Consider the following 15397-nt stretch of genomic DNA (forward strand, 5'->3'; position numbering starts at 1 on the left):
GCTCAAGTTTACAAAGAAAAATCTTTATTAATGTTCTCTTAATCTACACTTACCGATAATACAGTCAGTTTTTTAATTTTTAGTATAAATACATGATTTTTATTCGCGTCATTGCTTATTTTGTGTTGAGTCTGTGTGCGGTGTGGGTCAATGCTGCCAATGAATTTTTAGCGTCCGATCAAGCTTTTAAGTTTCAGGCGACGTCATTGTCTGAACAAACGGTTGAACTGAAATGGGATGTCGCACCGCATTACTATTTATATCACGATCAATTCAAAGTCAGTCAGGCTCAAAAGCCGCTTGCTTTTAAATTGCCTGCAGGGCAGGAAAAAGATGATCCGACTTTCGGGCTGACACGTGTGCATTATGGGCAAGTGACAACACAGATTCAGGTGAAGCCTAATCAGCAATATCAAATTACTTGGCAAGGCTGCGCTGAAGATGGTTTGTGTTATCCCGTACAGCGTAAAATGATTCAAACCGATGCCGATGGTTTATTGCCACAGCATAATTTAAGTGCGGGCAAAGGTAATTTACTTCAGCAACTCAATCAGAATAATCAGGCTGCTTTAAACACTAACTTAAATGATGCAGATAAGCATCAAGCCAATGGTTCTAGTACACAAAAACAAGTTACGACAACTGCAAATACTGTAACGACAAAAGAACTCAAACTTGAACAGCAAACGCTAGAAAACAAAGCACAGCTTGCTGAAAATGCGGTTGCTGTAACACAAGCTGATCCTAAACTTACCCCTGAATCAGTAGAAAACGTTGATTTAGCAAATTCCTTAGAGATTGAAAATACAGATACGGCATTGACAGACAATACATTCGCTGCATCAGCCAATTCAAGCAATACGGAAACAGCCAGTAGTACGAGTCTGAATCAGCAATGGAACAATGATCAATTTTTCCTGAATTTATTGTCTGGGCAAGGGTTGTTACTGAATGCGTTTATCTTTTTAGGTTTTGGGGTATTACTGGCTTTTTTACCGTGTTCATTGCCGCTGATTCCAATTCTTTCTGGCATTTTGGTGCAGCGCAATACAGGCTATAAAGCGGCAGCAATTGCGATCACCTTTATCGTCAGTATGGCGCTAGTCTATGGCTTGATGGGCGTTGTTGCGTCACACATTGGTTATAGCGTACAGCGTTGGTTCCAAAATCCCGTAGTGATTGCAGTTTTTGCTATGTTGTTTGTGCTCTTTGCTTTAAACCTGTTTGGACTGTATCAGTTCTCATTACCACAAGCAGTGTTACAGCGTTTAGATCGTATTCAGCAATATCAAAAAGGCGGTACTTTATTGGGTGCGGGCGTTATGGGGGTGATTTCTGCACTGATTGTCGGGCCATGTATGAGTGCGCCTTTAGCGGGAGCATTGCTGTACGTCTCACATTTGGATCAAGCAGCATTGGGTGGTTTATATTTGTTCCTGCTCGGTTTAGGTATGGGAATTCCTTTACTTATTGCCAGCGTGTTTGGCGCGAAATATTTGCCAAAGCCAGGTTTGTGGATGGAACGGCTAAAATTTAGCTTTGGTTTTATCATGTTGGCAATGGCTTTGTATTTTGCTCGTCCGCTATTTTCTGTGACTTGGTACTATGTTGCTTTTGCTGTGGTGTTATTTGCCTTCGCTGCATATTTAATTGCAATTTTGCGCCACGTGTTACATCGTCCACAGCGTTTTTCGTTATTGGCTTTGGCGGCAGTAATCGCCAGTAGTGGAATTTGGCATGTCAATCAGAGTATTGCCAGTGTCAATGCGCAGGTACAAGCAGACCAATTACAGCCATGGATCAAAGTACGCACAGAACAAGAGTTGAATGCAGCTTTGTCCGCACATGCTCATCAAAAGATTGTGATTGATGTCTATGCCGATTGGTGTGTGGCGTGTCAGCCGATTGAGCGTGATGTGATTCCTCGTACCGATGTGCAAGATGCTTTAAAGCATGTGGTGCGGATTAAACTCGACTTAACCGAACAGCATCCTTCACAAGATGCCTTATTGAAAAAATGGCAGATTTTAGGGCCGCCAACGTTGTTATTTTTGGCAGATCCACAACGGGAACAACGTGAATTGCGTCTAACAGGTGCTTATAACGCAGCGCAATTGATTCAAAATATTCATCAACTGCAAGAGGCTGCGCCATGATTCAATCCGCAGTCTTGCAGTTAGGCATGTTGATGATTCCATGGCCATTGGTGTTTTTATTGCTAGGACTGATTGTCGTCTTTGCAATGGGTAAATTTTTTCAGCGTCGTTATACATGGAATGCACAGACTTGGACAGGTTATCAGGATGCATTATGGAATGCGCTGTGGATTGGTGCTTTAGTTGGGCGGGCAGTTTTTGTGTTGCAGCATTATGAGCTGTACTTTGCCAACCCGATTGATATTTTAAAAATTCAGGACAAAGGCTTTCATCTGATTGCCGCAGTTATGGCAGGTGTGGCGTGGTTTGTCTGGAAAAATCGCGCTATTCAACGTGTTGTTCTGGCATGGGCAGTTGCGCTCTTTATTACAGTACAAGTTGTAGGTTGGAGTCTTATCCAACCTTTGCAGACGCAGCATGCCTATCCCAATCTAGTATTGCACAACCTAGCGCAACAACCTCAAGATTTAGCTCAATTTTCAGGGCAGCCCACGGTGATTAATCTCTGGGCGACTTGTTGTCCAGTTTGTCATCGTGAAATGCCTGTTATGCAACAAGCACAGCAAGATTTCCCTGAGGTCAATTTTGTATTTGCCAATCAAGGCGAATTTGCAGCAGAGATTCAAGCCTATTTACAGAAACATCGATTTCAGTTTGAACACGTGTTATTAGACCCTGCAGCTCGTTTAGGACAACACTTCAATATGTTCGGTTTGCCAAGTACTTTGTTTTTTAATGCACAAGGAGAATTGGTCGATCATCACATGGGTGAATTGACCAAGCCGATGCTGCAGCATTATCTGAAAAAAATACAAGCGAATCCATAAACGCGCTCTTAACGATTTGAAAGAAAACCCGCCGTGAAGCCAAAATTAAGGACAATCAATATGACATCAAACATCAAAAATAACATGCTGAAACTGGCGATAGGTATGAGTCTTGCCAGTAGTGTGAGTATGCTGCAAGCACAGGACAACCTCAAACAGCACATTGAAAAAGAAGGTTTTAAGTTTGTGCAACAAATTCAAGCACCTGCACAAATGACAGGTTGGGCAGGGCATATTGAACAAAGTCCTGCGACAGTGTTTATTTCCAATGATCAGAAATACTATATTGTAGGCACTTTGTTTGATGCACAAGGCAATAATTTAACCGTCGATGCTTTAGACCGTTATGTGAAAAAGTCGGTACTTGAAGATGTGTGGCAAAGTCTGGAACACGCTACTTGGATTCAGGATGGGCAAACCAGTGCTGAAAAAATTGTCTACGTGTTTTCAGACCCGAATTGTCCGTATTGCCATACCTTTTGGAAGCAGGCACGTCCGTGGGTAGAATCTGGCAAAGTTCAGTTAAGACATATTATTGTGGCGGTGATCCGACCTGAAAGCAAAGGGCAGGCCGCGACTTTATTAATGGCGAAAAACCCACAGCAGACCTTTAATGCGTTCCATCGTCAATACGGACAAAAAAAGCTGATCGAGCAAAAAACTGTGCCTGTACATGTAGAAAAAACCTTAGAACAGAATCAGGCACTGATGGATAAATACGAGTTCTTTGCCACACCTGTTGTGCTTTGGAAAAATAAACAGGGCGAATTACAGTCGGTACAAGGAATGCCAAAATCTATGAAAGATGTGTTTGAGTGATTTTAAAAATTTCCGAGCAAATATCTAACTGAATATTCAAATCTAAAGCGCAAAAAAGCTTGCTCTAATTGCATTGGAGCAAGCTTTTTGATGTAAAAGATTCAGTCTTTTATTTCTGAATACGAATCGCAAATTGAATGACGTGGGATTTGCCCTGATGCAGTTTGCCTTCTGAGCGTTCTACATCGCCCACAAAGAAATGAATCAGATGATCGTGTTTAAAATGGCTTAAAAACTCGATAGGATCGTACAGCATTTCTACTGCACGTGGGCCGCCCGTTTTATATTCTAGCTGACGAGTAGAATACAGCTCACCAACAAATAAACCGCCGTTGACCAAAGTTTCGCGCACGCCATTTAACACTTTTTGCTGTGTTTCAGGGTTAAAGTGACCAAATACGCAAATCACGTTGTCATATTGATTCGCTGGCCAATTCACCTGACTTAAATCTTGCTTTCGTGTATTTAGACTTAAACCACGTTGCTGTGCATAGCCTTGGGCCTTATCTAAAGCAACTTGCGAGTAGTCCCACAAATCTGCTTCAAATGCTTGCCCATTGGCTTGTGCCAAAGCGGCCAAATATAACAAGTTACGACCTTCACCTTCGGCCAAGCCCAAAATTTTGCCGTGAATAGACAGTTTTTGCGTAATGTCCTGAATGAACGCATTGGCTTGTTCACCATAAATATGGTCATGTTGGCTGTAGCGTTCATCCCATTCATTATGGATATTTAACATAGTTTCGACTCGGTAAATAATTTGATGCTGTTATTCGGCTGTAGATGGAGAAAACTCTTTAAATGCTGCCACGGCGTTTGCGGCATACATGAGTGATGGGCCACCGCCCATATAAACAGCAATACCTAAAATTTCATTCAATTCTTCAAAAGTCATGCCCATTTTGACCAAAGTTCTGACGTGAAAACCGATACAACCATCACAGCGTTGTGCCACACCAATTGCAAGCGCAATAAACTCTTTGGTTTTGGCATCAATTACGCCGTCTTTCATCGCAACTTGTGATAGGGCATTAAAGCTTTTAAGTAAATCGGGAGATTGTTCTTTAATGGATTTGATATTAGACGAAATTTCAGCAGTGAGTTCGGTATATTTCATGTTGTTTCACCATCAAGCAGATTAGAACCTAAAGACAATATACCATACATTTAAATATATTATGTTTGCATATATTAATTAGCAACTTTGCTTAAATTCAGTAAATCTGTATTTATAGCATTATCAATTCACCCAAATCACTTTATAATGTTGCCGCATATTCTGGAGTCGCTGTTAAATAGTTGCGATGACTTCAAACCTCATTTTTTAAGTCTTATTCTCCCTCTTGATTCGGCTTATAAATCAATATTTTATAATTTTGTGTCTGAGTAGGCACATACAATAGGTGTCTGCATGGAAATTAAAGTCAATTATTTAGACAACTTGCGTCTTGAAGCTAAATTTGACGATTTTACCGTCATTGCCGATCAGCCCATCCGTTATAAAGGCGATGGTTCTGCGCCAGGCCCATTTGATTATTTCCTTGCGTCATCTGCATTGTGTGCTGCGTATTTCGTGAAGGTTTATTGCCAATCACGTGATATTCCAACCGATAATATCCGCTTATCTCAAAACAATATTGTCGATCCTGAAAACCGTTATAAACAGATTTTTAAAATTCAGGTGGAATTGCCTGCAGATATTTCTGAAAAAGACCGTCAGGGGATTTTACGTTCTATTGACCGTTGTACCGTAAAGAAAGTCGTGCAAACAGGCCCTGAGTTTGTGATTGAGCAAGTCGAAAGCATTGATGCCGATGCACAAGCTTTGCTGATGCCGAACTTGACTTCATCTCAAGCGACTTTTATTGCTGGTAAAGATTTACCGCTTGAAGAAACTATTGCCAATATGTCGGGTATTTTGGCAGGTTTGGGCATGAAAATTGAGATTGCCTCATGGCGTAATATCGTGCCAAATGTCTGGTCATTACATATTCGTGATGCGCAATCGCCAATGTGTTTTACCAATGGTAAAGGCGCAACCAAAGAAAGTGCATTAGCATCTGCTTTGGGTGAATTCATTGAACGTTTGAACTGTAACTTCTTCTATAACGATCAGTTCTGGGGTGAAGAGATTGCCAATGCCGAATTTGTGCATTATCCAAATGAAAAATGGTTTAAGCCTGGCCCAAATGGTGAATTGCCTAAAGAAATTTTAGATGAATATTGCTTAGAAATTTATGATCCTGAAGATGAGTTGCTGGGCACACATTTATATGACACCAACTCAGGCAATACTGAACGTGGTATTTGTTCATTGCCATTTGTGCGTCAATCCGATGGTGAAACGGTATATTTCCCATCAAATTTAATTGAAAACTTATATTTAAGTAACGGGATGAGTGCAGGTAACACGCTTGCAGAAGCTCAAGTGCAGTGTTTATCTGAAATTTTTGAACGTGCAGTGAAGCGTGAAATTATTCAGGAAGAAATGAGCCTGCCTGATGTACCACAAGAAGTTTTGGCAAAATATCCAAGTATTGTGGCAGGTATTCAGGCTTTAGAAGAACAAGGTTTCCCAGTATTGGTGAAAGATGCGTCTTTAGGCGGTCAATTCCCTGTCATGTGTGTGACCTTAATGAACCCGCGTACAGGCGGTGTTTTTGCTTCGTTTGGTGCACATCCAAACTTTAAAGTCGCTTTAGAGCGCAGCTTAACTGAACTATTGCAAGGGCGTAGTTTTGAAGGTTTAAATGATTTACCACAGCCGACCTTTAGCACGAATGCGGTAACTGAGCCGAATAACTATGTTGAACACTTTATTGATTCTAGTGGTGTGGTGTCTTGGCGTTTCTTTAGTGCGCAGGCAGACCATGAATTTGTAGAGTGGGATTTCACCAACAATGGTCAATATAGCAATGTCGAAGAAGCTGAGGCTTTATTTGCGATTTTAGAAGAAATGGGCAAAGAATCTTATATGGCGATTTATGAACATTTAGGTGCGATTGCTTGCCGAATTTTAGTCCCTGATTATTCAGAAGTGTATTTGGTAGAAGACCTGATTTGGGATAATACCAATAAAGCTTTGCTGTACCGTGAAGACATTTTAAATCTGCACCGTTTGGATGATGAGCAACTTGAAGCTTTAGTTGAGCGTTTGGAAGAATGTGAGCTAGATGACTATACCGAAATCAAAACCTTAATTGGCATTGAATTTGATGACAATACCGTTTGGGGGCAGCTCACCATCCTCGAATTAAAATTGTTGATTTATTTGGCATTAGAACAGTTTGAAGAAGCTAAAGATTTAGTCGAAGCATTCTTACAATACAACACCAATACCGTAGAACGTGGCTTGTTCTATCAATGTATGAATGTCGTGCTTGAAGTTATTTTAGATGATGAAATGGATATTGCCGATTATGCTGTCAATTTCCGCCGTATGTTTGGCAATGAACGTATGGATGCAGTCATGGGTTCTGTTGAAGGCACAGTACGTTTCTATGGTCTAACCGAAACCAATATGCAGCTTGAAGGTTTAGATCGTCATTTACGTTTAATCGACAGCTACAAAAAACTGCATAAAGCACGTGCCAAGTTTGTTGGGCTGAATAAAGACTAATCTTGCAGAAGTAGAACGCTGTTCTGATTTGAATCACCGTCCAAGAAAAAGACTCGGCTTTAAAAGTCCGAGTCAGGTATTATGGCAACAACATGGTGTTGCATTTCAAATGCTATCTAAGATTTGCTGTTGCTATAGGAAAGGCAAAATAATAACCCTCGTTGTTGAGGGCTATTTCATTTAAGCGAGATGGTCACGAACAAATTGAGGATCTAAAATAAACAATTTAATCAGTGATTGAGCTGCTCCTGAAGGTCTTCTAACACCTTGCTCCCAAGATTCCAATGTACGTTTAGAGATACCTAAAATTTTAGCAAATTGATCTTGAGTGAGTTCAGACTTTCTTCGTGCTAAAGCAACATCTGTTTCATTGATCACAGTTTTTCTTGCTGCGTTATTAGCAAGCATTTGTTTAACGCCTTCTAATAATTCAACATTTAAGTCTCGTTTTGCTTCTCGAGCTTCCAATTCTTTGTCACTTAATAAACGACTCATTTCAGTAACTCCGCTAATTGTCTAAGTGTCTTTTTCTCAAGTTGGGTAATTGTGTCTTTACTATATAAGGTCAATAACCAAATTTCGCCATTTGCTAAACGGTTGTAATAAATTACACGAACACCACCTTGTTTACCTTTACTCTTTCCACCCCATCGAATTTTACGAACGCCGCCAGTACCAGGTTCTACATCTCCTGCTGTAGGGTTCTCGGCAATGAAAATTTTAAAGTCATTGTATTGTTCTTCAGTCCAATAGTAGGGATATTCATTGGTAAAAAAAGTAGTCTCACAGATGGTATACATCAAACACCTTTATACTACTTTGTAGTGTTTAATTGTATACTACTTTGTAGTACTTTTAAGCATTAAATTAGGTCTCATATTGTGAGCTTTTTTAGCCCAATCAAATAACTGCTAATCACCAAGCGCCAATAAACCTTCCCAGCTAAAATAATTCGGGCTTAAATGGCTGCGCTGCATCGCCCAAGTTCGATCTTGCAATTTACATGCTCCAATGGCGAGTTTTTGCACACCAAATTTATTTTTCACGGTATCCAACACTTGCTGTAATTGTTCCTGTTTTTCAATGGCGTCAGTATCTGTAAGCAGGTCGTGAATATAGCTTTGTTTGGGTTCAAGTCCCGTTAAAATCACACCACATTTTTTAAAGGCAATCCCTTCCTGAAATAGCGTTGTCACATGCTTCATCATGGCTTTGTTCATGAGCAAAGCAGAATCTGTTGGCTCATTGAAAGCAATAGTGACCGATTGATTGTAAAAAACTTGGCGCGGATCAAAACGGTTAGATTGCGCAAATATGATCATACAACCACATAAACTTTTTTCAGCTCTGAGCCTTTGCACAGCAGATTGTAAATAATCGCTCAAAGCTTCTGAAAGCGCATGAATATCTGTTACACGCTGCCCAAAAGAACGTGAGCTGATGATTTGCTGCTTACTTACGGTATTGTGCTCCAGTTCAATACATGCTGTACCTGTGAGTTCAAGAATGGTTTTTTTCATCAAAATAGAAAATTGGCGCTCCATTTGGTCTGGATTGCTTGTTGCTAGATCAAATACAGAACGGATACCCAATGATTGTAATTTTTTAGCGTTTTTGCGTCCCACACCCCAGACTTCAGCGGCATCAATGTGTTGAAACAAGGCTTCTTTGCTGCATAAATCCATATCCAGTAAATTACATACGCCGTTGAAATAGCGGTTTCGCTTAGCAAGATGATTGGCTAGTTTGGCTTCAGTTTTACTTTGACCAATACCAACACAAACAGGAAGAGCCAGCCATTTCCACAAGGTTGTTTTAATTTCCTGTGCAAGTGCGTTTAAATCGCGCTGAGAATATGAACTCAACTCAATAAAAGTTTCATCAATCGAATAAATTTCAACATCTTTGGCACTGACAAATTCTTGAATAATATTATTAAAACGTCTGGACATTTCTGCATAGAGCGCATAATTACTTGAAAAGACAGCAACATCGTGTTGTTGAATCAATTCTTGAACTTGGTAAAAGGGCACAGCCATTTTAATGCCAAGTTGTTTGGCTTCCTCGGAACGTGATACCACGCAACCATCGTTATTGGAGAGCACTACTACAGGACGATGATTCAAATGTGGTTGAAACAGCCGCTCACAGCTCACATAACAATTATTGATGTCAATGAGCGCAAAAATTTGCTTTAAAGGTTTCATGTATATTCTGCTTATTTGACTTTTTTATGCGTTATTGTGGGTTTAAACCATCAGGTTTTTTAAATTCCACGTGACCACGGCAAACACTTCAAAAGTTTGCCCATCTTTCAGGTAAATGCTGTCGTAGTCGGGACTTTCTGCTTTAAGCCAAGCTTCAGGCAAAGTGGCAGGGTCATAGTCTTCACCAAAATGTTCGGCCAATTCACTTTTGGACATTTTGGCTGTAATCATCAGGCGTTTAATAGTCAGGTCTTTTTGGTCAATTAATGCGACCACAATACTGCGGTGTTTGGCTTCTTTGCTGCGATCTACCAGTACAATATCGCCGTATTCAAGCCCAGCATTCACCATAGAGGTGGTGCGTACCACATTTAAAAAGGTCGCATTTTCATTGGAAATGAGATATTCATTCAGATCAATATTTTTATCAATATAGTCTTGAGCAGGCGAAGGAAAACCTGCAGGAATGGATTCTATTGTTACGGGAAGATGCAGCGTTTTTCTTTTAGCAAGCGCTTGAAAATCATGCTGATTCAGCAATTCAATTTGTTCAAGCAGGGCATTCAGGCTAGGGCTGGGTTTACCATCGCTGCCCATGATTTTTTGTAATGACGCCCAAGCAGCGTCAGAGAAGTAAATAGGTAACTTCTTAGACATGAGATTACTCCTACGCAACGAGGCGTGTTTGAAGTGAAATTTGATGTGTTGATAGCATAGCTGAAAACATGATTAAGATTCAATCTACGTGGATAATTGATTGCTAGATATAGATCACACTCTACGATTGCATAGCTATACAAACACAAGCCTTTCCGTTAGGATTTTTCTATCGCAGCAGCATATTTAGAGATTGGCATGCATATTGTTGAAGACATTTATTTAACGAAAGAAGAAGTTGAATCTTTACTGTTGGGATTAATCAATTCACAACTTGAACCTGAGTTTTTAATGCAGGATTTCATTAAACATCAGGTCTGGTCTTTGGCTGAATATTTTAAGCAAAATACTGAACATGAAATTGATTTTGCGCAAATCAGTTGCCCGATTAAAGTCAAAGCGGAATATCAAAATCATCGTTTAAAACGTCATTTTCTGGTTGAGTTTCATCTGACCACCACACCTTTTTTTAATTATGAGCCAGAAGAAAATAGCGTGGCTTACTCCTACATGATGAAAGATTTTTATCTGACCGATATTATTTTTTATGATGCCTATACGGGTGAAAATTTGCAGGCTTGGATGCAAAAAAGATTCGTGATTTTGCAGGGTGAACGTGAAATAGAAGTGAATTCATTGTCATGGTATGCAGATTACAATTTACCGCAAGTTACGCAAAATATGGTGTCTTTTGTGAGTGAAGCCGCTTATGACACGGGTTTAGATCAGATTGTAGATGAAGTCAATTTACGTTTACGACAAGCCAAAACAGTTAATTAAATAGATAATATTCATCTAAAAAATGGTTGTTTGAGATGGATGATGGGGAATATACGATTACACAATACTGATCAAGTTAAGGAATATCTAAAATGACCACAATCACACATGATTTAGGTCATGGCATGGGGAATGACTGGGAACATAAAGATTGGGCACATCTGACTGTCTCAGAATTACACAACCTGCAACCGTATTACCCATGTTTGCAAGGGAATATTCAAATTTTGTGGTGCAGTCCGCGCCCATTTTCATCTGCCGCAGTGATTGAAGTCACGCAGGATGCAGTCAGTACAGATAAAATAGGAAGTCGCTCGTATTTCATTAAACGCAGTCATCGTTCATTTCGTAATGCGCAAGATATTTTGCAAGAGCATGCTTTTTTGCGACATTTAGCCAGTAAAAACATTCCTGTTGCGACATTAATTGCCTCGAATTGCGGACTGACCGCTTTAGAAATGGGCGACTGGACTTATGAAGTCTACGAAAAAGCAGCAGGTTTTGACTTATATGTCGATCAGCAATCTTGGACGCCGTTTTTCTATACAGAACATGCTGCAAAAGTGGGAAGTTTGCTTGCCAAATTGCATGTCGCCATGCAGGATTTTCCTGAGTTACATGGCAGATCGGCGCGTTATTTAGTATCAAATCAGCAGCTTTTAGAAAGTGAAAATATTGTAACGGCTATTCAGCAACGTATTCAAAATAGCCCTGAATTGAGCCGTTATTTTGCCGATAAAAACTTAGACGCCGTTTTTTTAGAGCGTGTATCTCAGACGCATCATAAAATTAAGCATATATTGCAGCAGACCACTAAAATTTGGACGCATAATGATTTGCATGCTTCCAATCTGTTTTGGTCTGCGCAAAGTGCCGATGCCAATATTACAGCGGTAATTGATTTTGGTTTATCAGATCGAAATTCAGCGCTTTATGACCTTGCGGTCACGATTGAGCGTAACTTTATAGATTGGTTAGCTTTAGAACATACATTACAAATCAATATTGACGAAGCGGGTTTAAGCGCGTTTTTACAGGCGTATTTTGCAGAGATACATCCACAACAAGACTTTAGCATTTTGCCCGAATTGCTAAAAATTGTGCATTTGGATTTCGCATTTTCAGAGCTTGAATATTTTGTCGGAATTACCCAAAACCTGAAACATGCCGATGCTGCTTATTATGATTGGATTGTTGGGCATGTAAATTGGTTTTTTGCAGAGCAAGGACAGCAATTTACCCAGACTTTTACTCGATTAATTCAACGCGAATTGTCATAATCTGCACAGCTAAATGCCTCAAGCATCACCTCTTATTTTAATGCAAGGTTTCGTATGTACAATCGTAAATTCAAACAGAATGTATTAACTGCGTCTTTAAAAACCATCATTCTGTCACCGCTGTGTTGGGCACCTTTGGTTTATGCAGAAAATGGCGTTCAACAACTCGATACGATTGTCATCACAGCCAATGAAACCACGCCGTATTTTAGTTTTACAGTAAAGACTGAGGGTTTGCGTACAGATTGTTTACAAAAAGCGCCTGCCTCTATTTCTGTTATTACTGCAGATGCGATTGTCGATCAATTTAATTTATGGTTTGAATGTACAACATAGCTCTGCTGCTGGAACAGGAGTACATTTAGAAATATTTCAACTGCCAATCATCACTATAACTGCTGAAAAGCAGGATGAACGTCATTCTCCATCTCAAGCGATTACACAGTTCAACCACAATTGACTAGGTCTTAATTGAGAAGTGTCCGTTTTAATTGGGGGCTATTACACAACATCAATTCACTGACAACCTAAGTGTTAATGCTAACTGAACCGTACTGGGTTTACAACAGGCATTCAGCTAAATAAAACGTTAAATCTAAAAGACCCAAAATTTTTCTGGGTCTTTTTTTATGAGAATAGATAATATTTTAAACAACGGTCACTTCTTGCTGATAAATACAGGATTGCGCAATCTGTTTTTTTTGGCTGCGGTCATTTCAATATTTTCCCATTTATCCATCTGCTGCAGGAGCCAGATAAAATCATCGACTTTCGGTTCGGCACTTTCCCCAACAAAATTCCGGATGATATTCTTAATCTTATAAAAGTCATAGACATGCCGCTGGGCGGAACATTCAAACTGAATAATCTGATAGTCTACCAGCATGTCCCATACTTCTGATAAATCACTGCACTGCTTTAAATCATCCTGCGCTTTTTGTACTGCCTTGACCACTGCCTCTACGGTAAATGGATGCTGTTCTGCCCATTCCTGGGTCATGGCTAAGACTTTATCGGCAACTTTTGGAATGACATTCTGGCTCGCCGCAACGATAAAACTATAGCCTTCAAGTTTGGCCTGAATATTCCAGGGTTCTCCCACGCAAAAACCATCAAATACCTGTTCTGCGATTCCTTTTACCATGGAAGGCGGTGGAGAGGTCATCAGCTGGATATTCTTGGCCAGTTGTAGATCGGTTAGCGCCAACCATTCTTTTAAGCAGTAATGGTGAATCGAATATTTATAGACATAGGCCAGATTGATGAGATGATCCTGTTGTAAAGCCAGTACCAGTTTCCTTGAGGTACTTTTTTCATCATCCCCTGGCTGGATGCCGAGTGAACCGTACCAGGTTTGTCGGAGACTCAATATTCTGAGATGAGATAGCGTCTTGGTAGTCAATCAGGTTTTGATATTATTCGACCAATAAATAATCTCTTTGATAGGCAGTCTGATGTTTTAAAACGCCATAACACAGATGTATAAGCTTGCGCATTGCAGCACCTAAAGCACACATTTTATTTTTAACCTGGCTTAATAATCGTTGATATAAAGCTTCAATGTGTGGATTATATTTAATCGCTGTTAATGCTGACATAACCAACCTAATGGCTAAAAGAAGTAAATGAGCCGAATAACCTGTATATTTGGCTCATTATATGAGCTGTTTAAGCCAATTATTCGGCTCACAATCTAGGTTTTATTAGGTCAATAGTCATAAATGAGCTGAATAACTGAATTAATAGCTCCTCACTAAATGAGCCGAATAGGTGTTACAATAGACTCATGCAGTAGGGGGGAATGCTTATGAAAAAATGGGTATGGCAAAAAGCAAACTGGACTAAATTTAAATGGGATGAAGCACTTGTCACAGTAAAATTACGTTTAATTCATAAGAAGATAGGTCAATTAGTCGGAGAGAGCAAAGTATCACCAGAAGCTGAGGCATTACCATTAGATACACTGCTCACAAATCTAGTCGCATCCTCACTCATTGAAGATGAGAAGTTGAATGTTCGTTCACTCAAATCCTCATTAGCTCGGCGTTTAGGGGTAACAGAAGAAAATCCTGCACCCATTCAAGATAAAAATGAAGGTTTAGCCAATATCATGATGGATGCAGTGAGCAATCATAATGCGCCATTAACAATGGAGCGCTTATTACAATGGCATAACTGGCTTTTTCAAACTATAGAACGCTTTGATTATGCTGCGCAAAAAATCAAAGTAGGAGAAATTCGTGATAACGAGGCACCAATGCAGGTTGTTGGTGGTTCTCTTTATGGTACTACTACCAAGGTTTACTTTGAAGCACCTGAGGGTGGAGAGCATTTACAGGGACTAATGAATGAATTTATAGAATGGTTCAATAGTTCTAGAGAAGATGTAATGCTTGATCCGTTATTGCGAGCTGCACTTGCTCATTTTTGGTTTGTGACATTACATCCATTTGAAGATGGTAATGGTCGTATTACGCGTGTTATTACAGATTTAGCATTAGCTCAAATGGATCACCAAAGTATCCGTTTATATGCTATGTCCGTGGCCATTCATGAAAATCGTAGTAGTTATTATGAGGTCCTTGAGAAATGCCAGAATGATACTTATACAATCAATGAGTGGTTGGTCTGGTTTTTAAACACCTTAGAAAAAAGTATCGATAGGTCTTTACTACGACTTGATCGAACGATCACTAAAGCGAAATTTTGGAGCACTTATTCTCATATCGAATTCAATGAAGCCCAGAATAAAGTTTTAAATCGTTTACTCAATGGCGAAGAGAATGATTTCCCTCTCGGAATTAATGCTTCACAGTATCAAAAGCTCACTGGAGTAAGTAAGGCTACAGCAACACGTCACCTAACCGAGCTTTTGGAAAACGATGTGCTGTATAAACTGGAAGGTGGTGGGCGTAATACCCGCTACGTGCTGAAAATTGATAAAGAAAAGTTTACTCAAAAAGAGGTGGTCTCACTTGTTTGAACAACTAAAAGCTTATTTATAAGCTTTATAAGCGATATTCTGTATTAGTTCAGACTTGATCGTACATTC

At 39.8% G+C, this 15397-nt stretch carries 14 protein-coding genes and 2 pseudogenes; 8 read left to right on the forward strand and 8 right to left on the reverse strand.

Features of this window, described 5'->3' with window-relative positions:
* Positions 1 to 92: 92 nt before the first annotated feature.
* Genes dsbD through dsbG form a run of 3 tightly spaced genes read left to right on the forward strand, consistent with a single transcriptional unit; the run spans position 93 to position 3802 of the window.
* Positions 93 to 2156, forward strand: a complete 2064-nt coding sequence (dsbD, locus tag FTU09_RS10835; RefSeq protein WP_180080291.1) for a protein-disulfide reductase DsbD — start codon at positions 93 to 95, stop codon at positions 2154 to 2156.
* Entirely contained in the window at positions 2153 to 2983 is an 831-nt protein-coding gene (locus FTU09_RS10840) for a TlpA disulfide reductase family protein (RefSeq protein ID WP_180080294.1), read from the forward strand. The genes dsbD and FTU09_RS10840 overlap by 4 nt, the downstream gene beginning before the upstream one ends.
* A gap of 60 nt (positions 2984 to 3043) precedes the next feature.
* Positions 3044 to 3802, forward strand: coding sequence for a thiol:disulfide interchange protein DsbG (gene dsbG, locus FTU09_RS10845; RefSeq protein WP_004973828.1), 759 nt, complete (start codon positions 3044 to 3046; stop codon positions 3800 to 3802).
* 109 nt (positions 3803 to 3911) lie between these two features.
* Here dsbG and FTU09_RS10850 read toward each other — a convergent pair whose 3' ends face one another.
* The gene (locus tag FTU09_RS10850) at positions 3912 to 4541 is read right to left on the reverse strand and encodes a class I SAM-dependent methyltransferase (RefSeq protein WP_180080297.1); all 630 of its coding nucleotides are present in this window, start codon (positions 4539 to 4541) and stop codon (positions 3912 to 3914) included.
* 30 nt (positions 4542 to 4571) lie between these two features.
* Positions 4572 to 4919, reverse strand: coding sequence for a carboxymuconolactone decarboxylase family protein (locus tag FTU09_RS10855; protein ID WP_004973824.1), 348 nt, complete (start codon positions 4917 to 4919; stop codon positions 4572 to 4574).
* A 294-nt stretch (positions 4920 to 5213) separates the two neighbouring features.
* On the opposite strand from FTU09_RS10855, the gene FTU09_RS10860 reads away from it, so the two are divergent.
* Complete coding sequence (locus FTU09_RS10860) at positions 5214 to 7421, forward strand: OsmC domain/YcaO domain-containing protein (RefSeq protein WP_179997505.1); 2208 nt, start codon at positions 5214 to 5216, stop codon at positions 7419 to 7421.
* A gap of 180 nt (positions 7422 to 7601) precedes the next feature.
* Here FTU09_RS10860 and FTU09_RS10865 read toward each other — a convergent pair whose 3' ends face one another.
* The 4 genes from FTU09_RS10865 to FTU09_RS10880 all read right to left on the reverse strand — a co-directional run bounded on the left by FTU09_RS10865 (position 7602) and on the right by FTU09_RS10880 (position 10285).
* Entirely contained in the window at positions 7602 to 7916 is a 315-nt protein-coding gene (locus FTU09_RS10865) for a DNA-binding transcriptional regulator (RefSeq protein ID WP_004973819.1), read from the reverse strand.
* A complete protein-coding gene (locus FTU09_RS10870; protein WP_096902348.1) occupies positions 7913 to 8221 on the reverse strand; it encodes a transcriptional regulator in 309 nt (102 codons plus the stop codon). The genes FTU09_RS10865 and FTU09_RS10870 overlap by 4 nt, the downstream gene beginning before the upstream one ends.
* A gap of 111 nt (positions 8222 to 8332) precedes the next feature.
* A complete protein-coding gene (locus tag FTU09_RS10875) occupies positions 8333 to 9628 on the reverse strand; it encodes a Y-family DNA polymerase (RefSeq protein WP_180080300.1) in 1296 nt (431 codons plus the stop codon).
* Between the two features lie 42 nt (positions 9629 to 9670).
* Complete coding sequence (locus FTU09_RS10880) at positions 9671 to 10285, reverse strand: LexA family transcriptional regulator (RefSeq protein ID WP_096902350.1); 615 nt, start codon at positions 10283 to 10285, stop codon at positions 9671 to 9673.
* Positions 10286 to 10483: 198 nt separating this feature from the next.
* Between FTU09_RS10880 and FTU09_RS10885 the strand changes: the two genes are divergently transcribed.
* The 3 genes from FTU09_RS10885 to FTU09_RS10895 all read left to right on the forward strand — a co-directional run bounded on the left by FTU09_RS10885 (position 10484) and on the right by FTU09_RS10895 (position 12681).
* On the forward strand, positions 10484 to 11065 hold the full coding sequence (locus FTU09_RS10885) for a hypothetical protein (RefSeq protein WP_004973810.1): 582 nt from the start codon (positions 10484 to 10486) through the stop codon (positions 11063 to 11065).
* Between the two features lie 92 nt (positions 11066 to 11157).
* Positions 11158 to 12345 (forward strand): phosphotransferase enzyme family protein, encoded by a 1188-nt coding sequence (locus FTU09_RS10890; RefSeq protein WP_180080302.1) that lies wholly within the window; start codon positions 11158 to 11160, stop codon positions 12343 to 12345.
* Positions 12346 to 12399: 54 nt separating this feature from the next.
* Positions 12400 to 12681, forward strand: a complete 282-nt coding sequence (locus tag FTU09_RS10895) for a hypothetical protein (protein ID WP_180080305.1) — start codon at positions 12400 to 12402, stop codon at positions 12679 to 12681.
* Positions 12682 to 12992: 311 nt separating this feature from the next.
* Here FTU09_RS10895 and FTU09_RS10900 read toward each other — a convergent pair.
* A pseudogene (locus FTU09_RS10900) lies at positions 12993 to 13687 on the reverse strand (ABC transporter substrate-binding protein); the annotation flags it as partial.
* Positions 13688 to 13760: 73 nt separating this feature from the next.
* Positions 13761 to 13949: pseudogene (locus FTU09_RS10905) on the reverse strand (IS110 family transposase); the annotation flags it as partial.
* Between the two features lie 203 nt (positions 13950 to 14152).
* Here FTU09_RS10905 and FTU09_RS10910 point away from each other — a divergent pair.
* Positions 14153 to 15328 carry a Fic family protein gene (locus tag FTU09_RS10910; protein ID WP_104851951.1) on the forward strand — a complete coding sequence of 392 codons (1176 nt, stop codon included), beginning with the start codon at positions 14153 to 14155 and terminating at the stop codon, positions 15326 to 15328.
* Positions 15329 to 15397 lie beyond the last annotated feature (69 nt).

It is taken from the genome of Acinetobacter sp. YH12058 (assembly GCF_013419805.1).
GTDB lineage: Bacteria > Pseudomonadota > Gammaproteobacteria > Pseudomonadales > Moraxellaceae > Acinetobacter > Acinetobacter towneri.

What these genes read in the sequence shown, in the direction of transcription:
- dsbD (WP_180080291.1), top strand. Translation starts at nt 93, where the DNA reads ATGATTTTTATTCGCGTCATTGCTTATTTTGTGTTGAGTCTGTGTGCG.
- FTU09_RS10840 (WP_180080294.1), top strand. Translation starts at nt 2,153, where the DNA reads ATGATTCAATCCGCAGTCTTGCAGTTAGGCATGTTGATGATTCCATGG.
- dsbG (WP_004973828.1), top strand. Translation starts at nt 3,044, where the DNA reads ATGACATCAAACATCAAAAATAACATGCTGAAACTGGCGATAGGTATG.
- FTU09_RS10850 (WP_180080297.1), bottom strand. Translation starts at nt 4,541, where the DNA reads ATGTTAAATATCCATAATGAATGGGATGAACGCTACAGCCAACATGAC.
- FTU09_RS10855 (WP_004973824.1), bottom strand. Translation starts at nt 4,919, where the DNA reads ATGAAATATACCGAACTCACTGCTGAAATTTCGTCTAATATCAAATCC.
- FTU09_RS10860 (WP_179997505.1), top strand. Translation starts at nt 5,214, where the DNA reads ATGGAAATTAAAGTCAATTATTTAGACAACTTGCGTCTTGAAGCTAAA.
- FTU09_RS10865 (WP_004973819.1), bottom strand. Translation starts at nt 7,916, where the DNA reads ATGAGTCGTTTATTAAGTGACAAAGAATTGGAAGCTCGAGAAGCAAAA.
- FTU09_RS10870 (WP_096902348.1), bottom strand. Translation starts at nt 8,221, where the DNA reads ATGTATACCATCTGTGAGACTACTTTTTTTACCAATGAATATCCCTAC.
- FTU09_RS10875 (WP_180080300.1), bottom strand. Translation starts at nt 9,628, where the DNA reads ATGAAACCTTTAAAGCAAATTTTTGCGCTCATTGACATCAATAATTGT.
- FTU09_RS10880 (WP_096902350.1), bottom strand. Translation starts at nt 10,285, where the DNA reads ATGTCTAAGAAGTTACCTATTTACTTCTCTGACGCTGCTTGGGCGTCA.
- FTU09_RS10885 (WP_004973810.1), top strand. Translation starts at nt 10,484, where the DNA reads ATGCATATTGTTGAAGACATTTATTTAACGAAAGAAGAAGTTGAATCT.
- FTU09_RS10890 (WP_180080302.1), top strand. Translation starts at nt 11,158, where the DNA reads ATGACCACAATCACACATGATTTAGGTCATGGCATGGGGAATGACTGG.
- FTU09_RS10895 (WP_180080305.1), top strand. Translation starts at nt 12,400, where the DNA reads ATGTACAATCGTAAATTCAAACAGAATGTATTAACTGCGTCTTTAAAA.
- FTU09_RS10910 (WP_104851951.1), top strand. Translation starts at nt 14,153, where the DNA reads ATGAAAAAATGGGTATGGCAAAAAGCAAACTGGACTAAATTTAAATGG.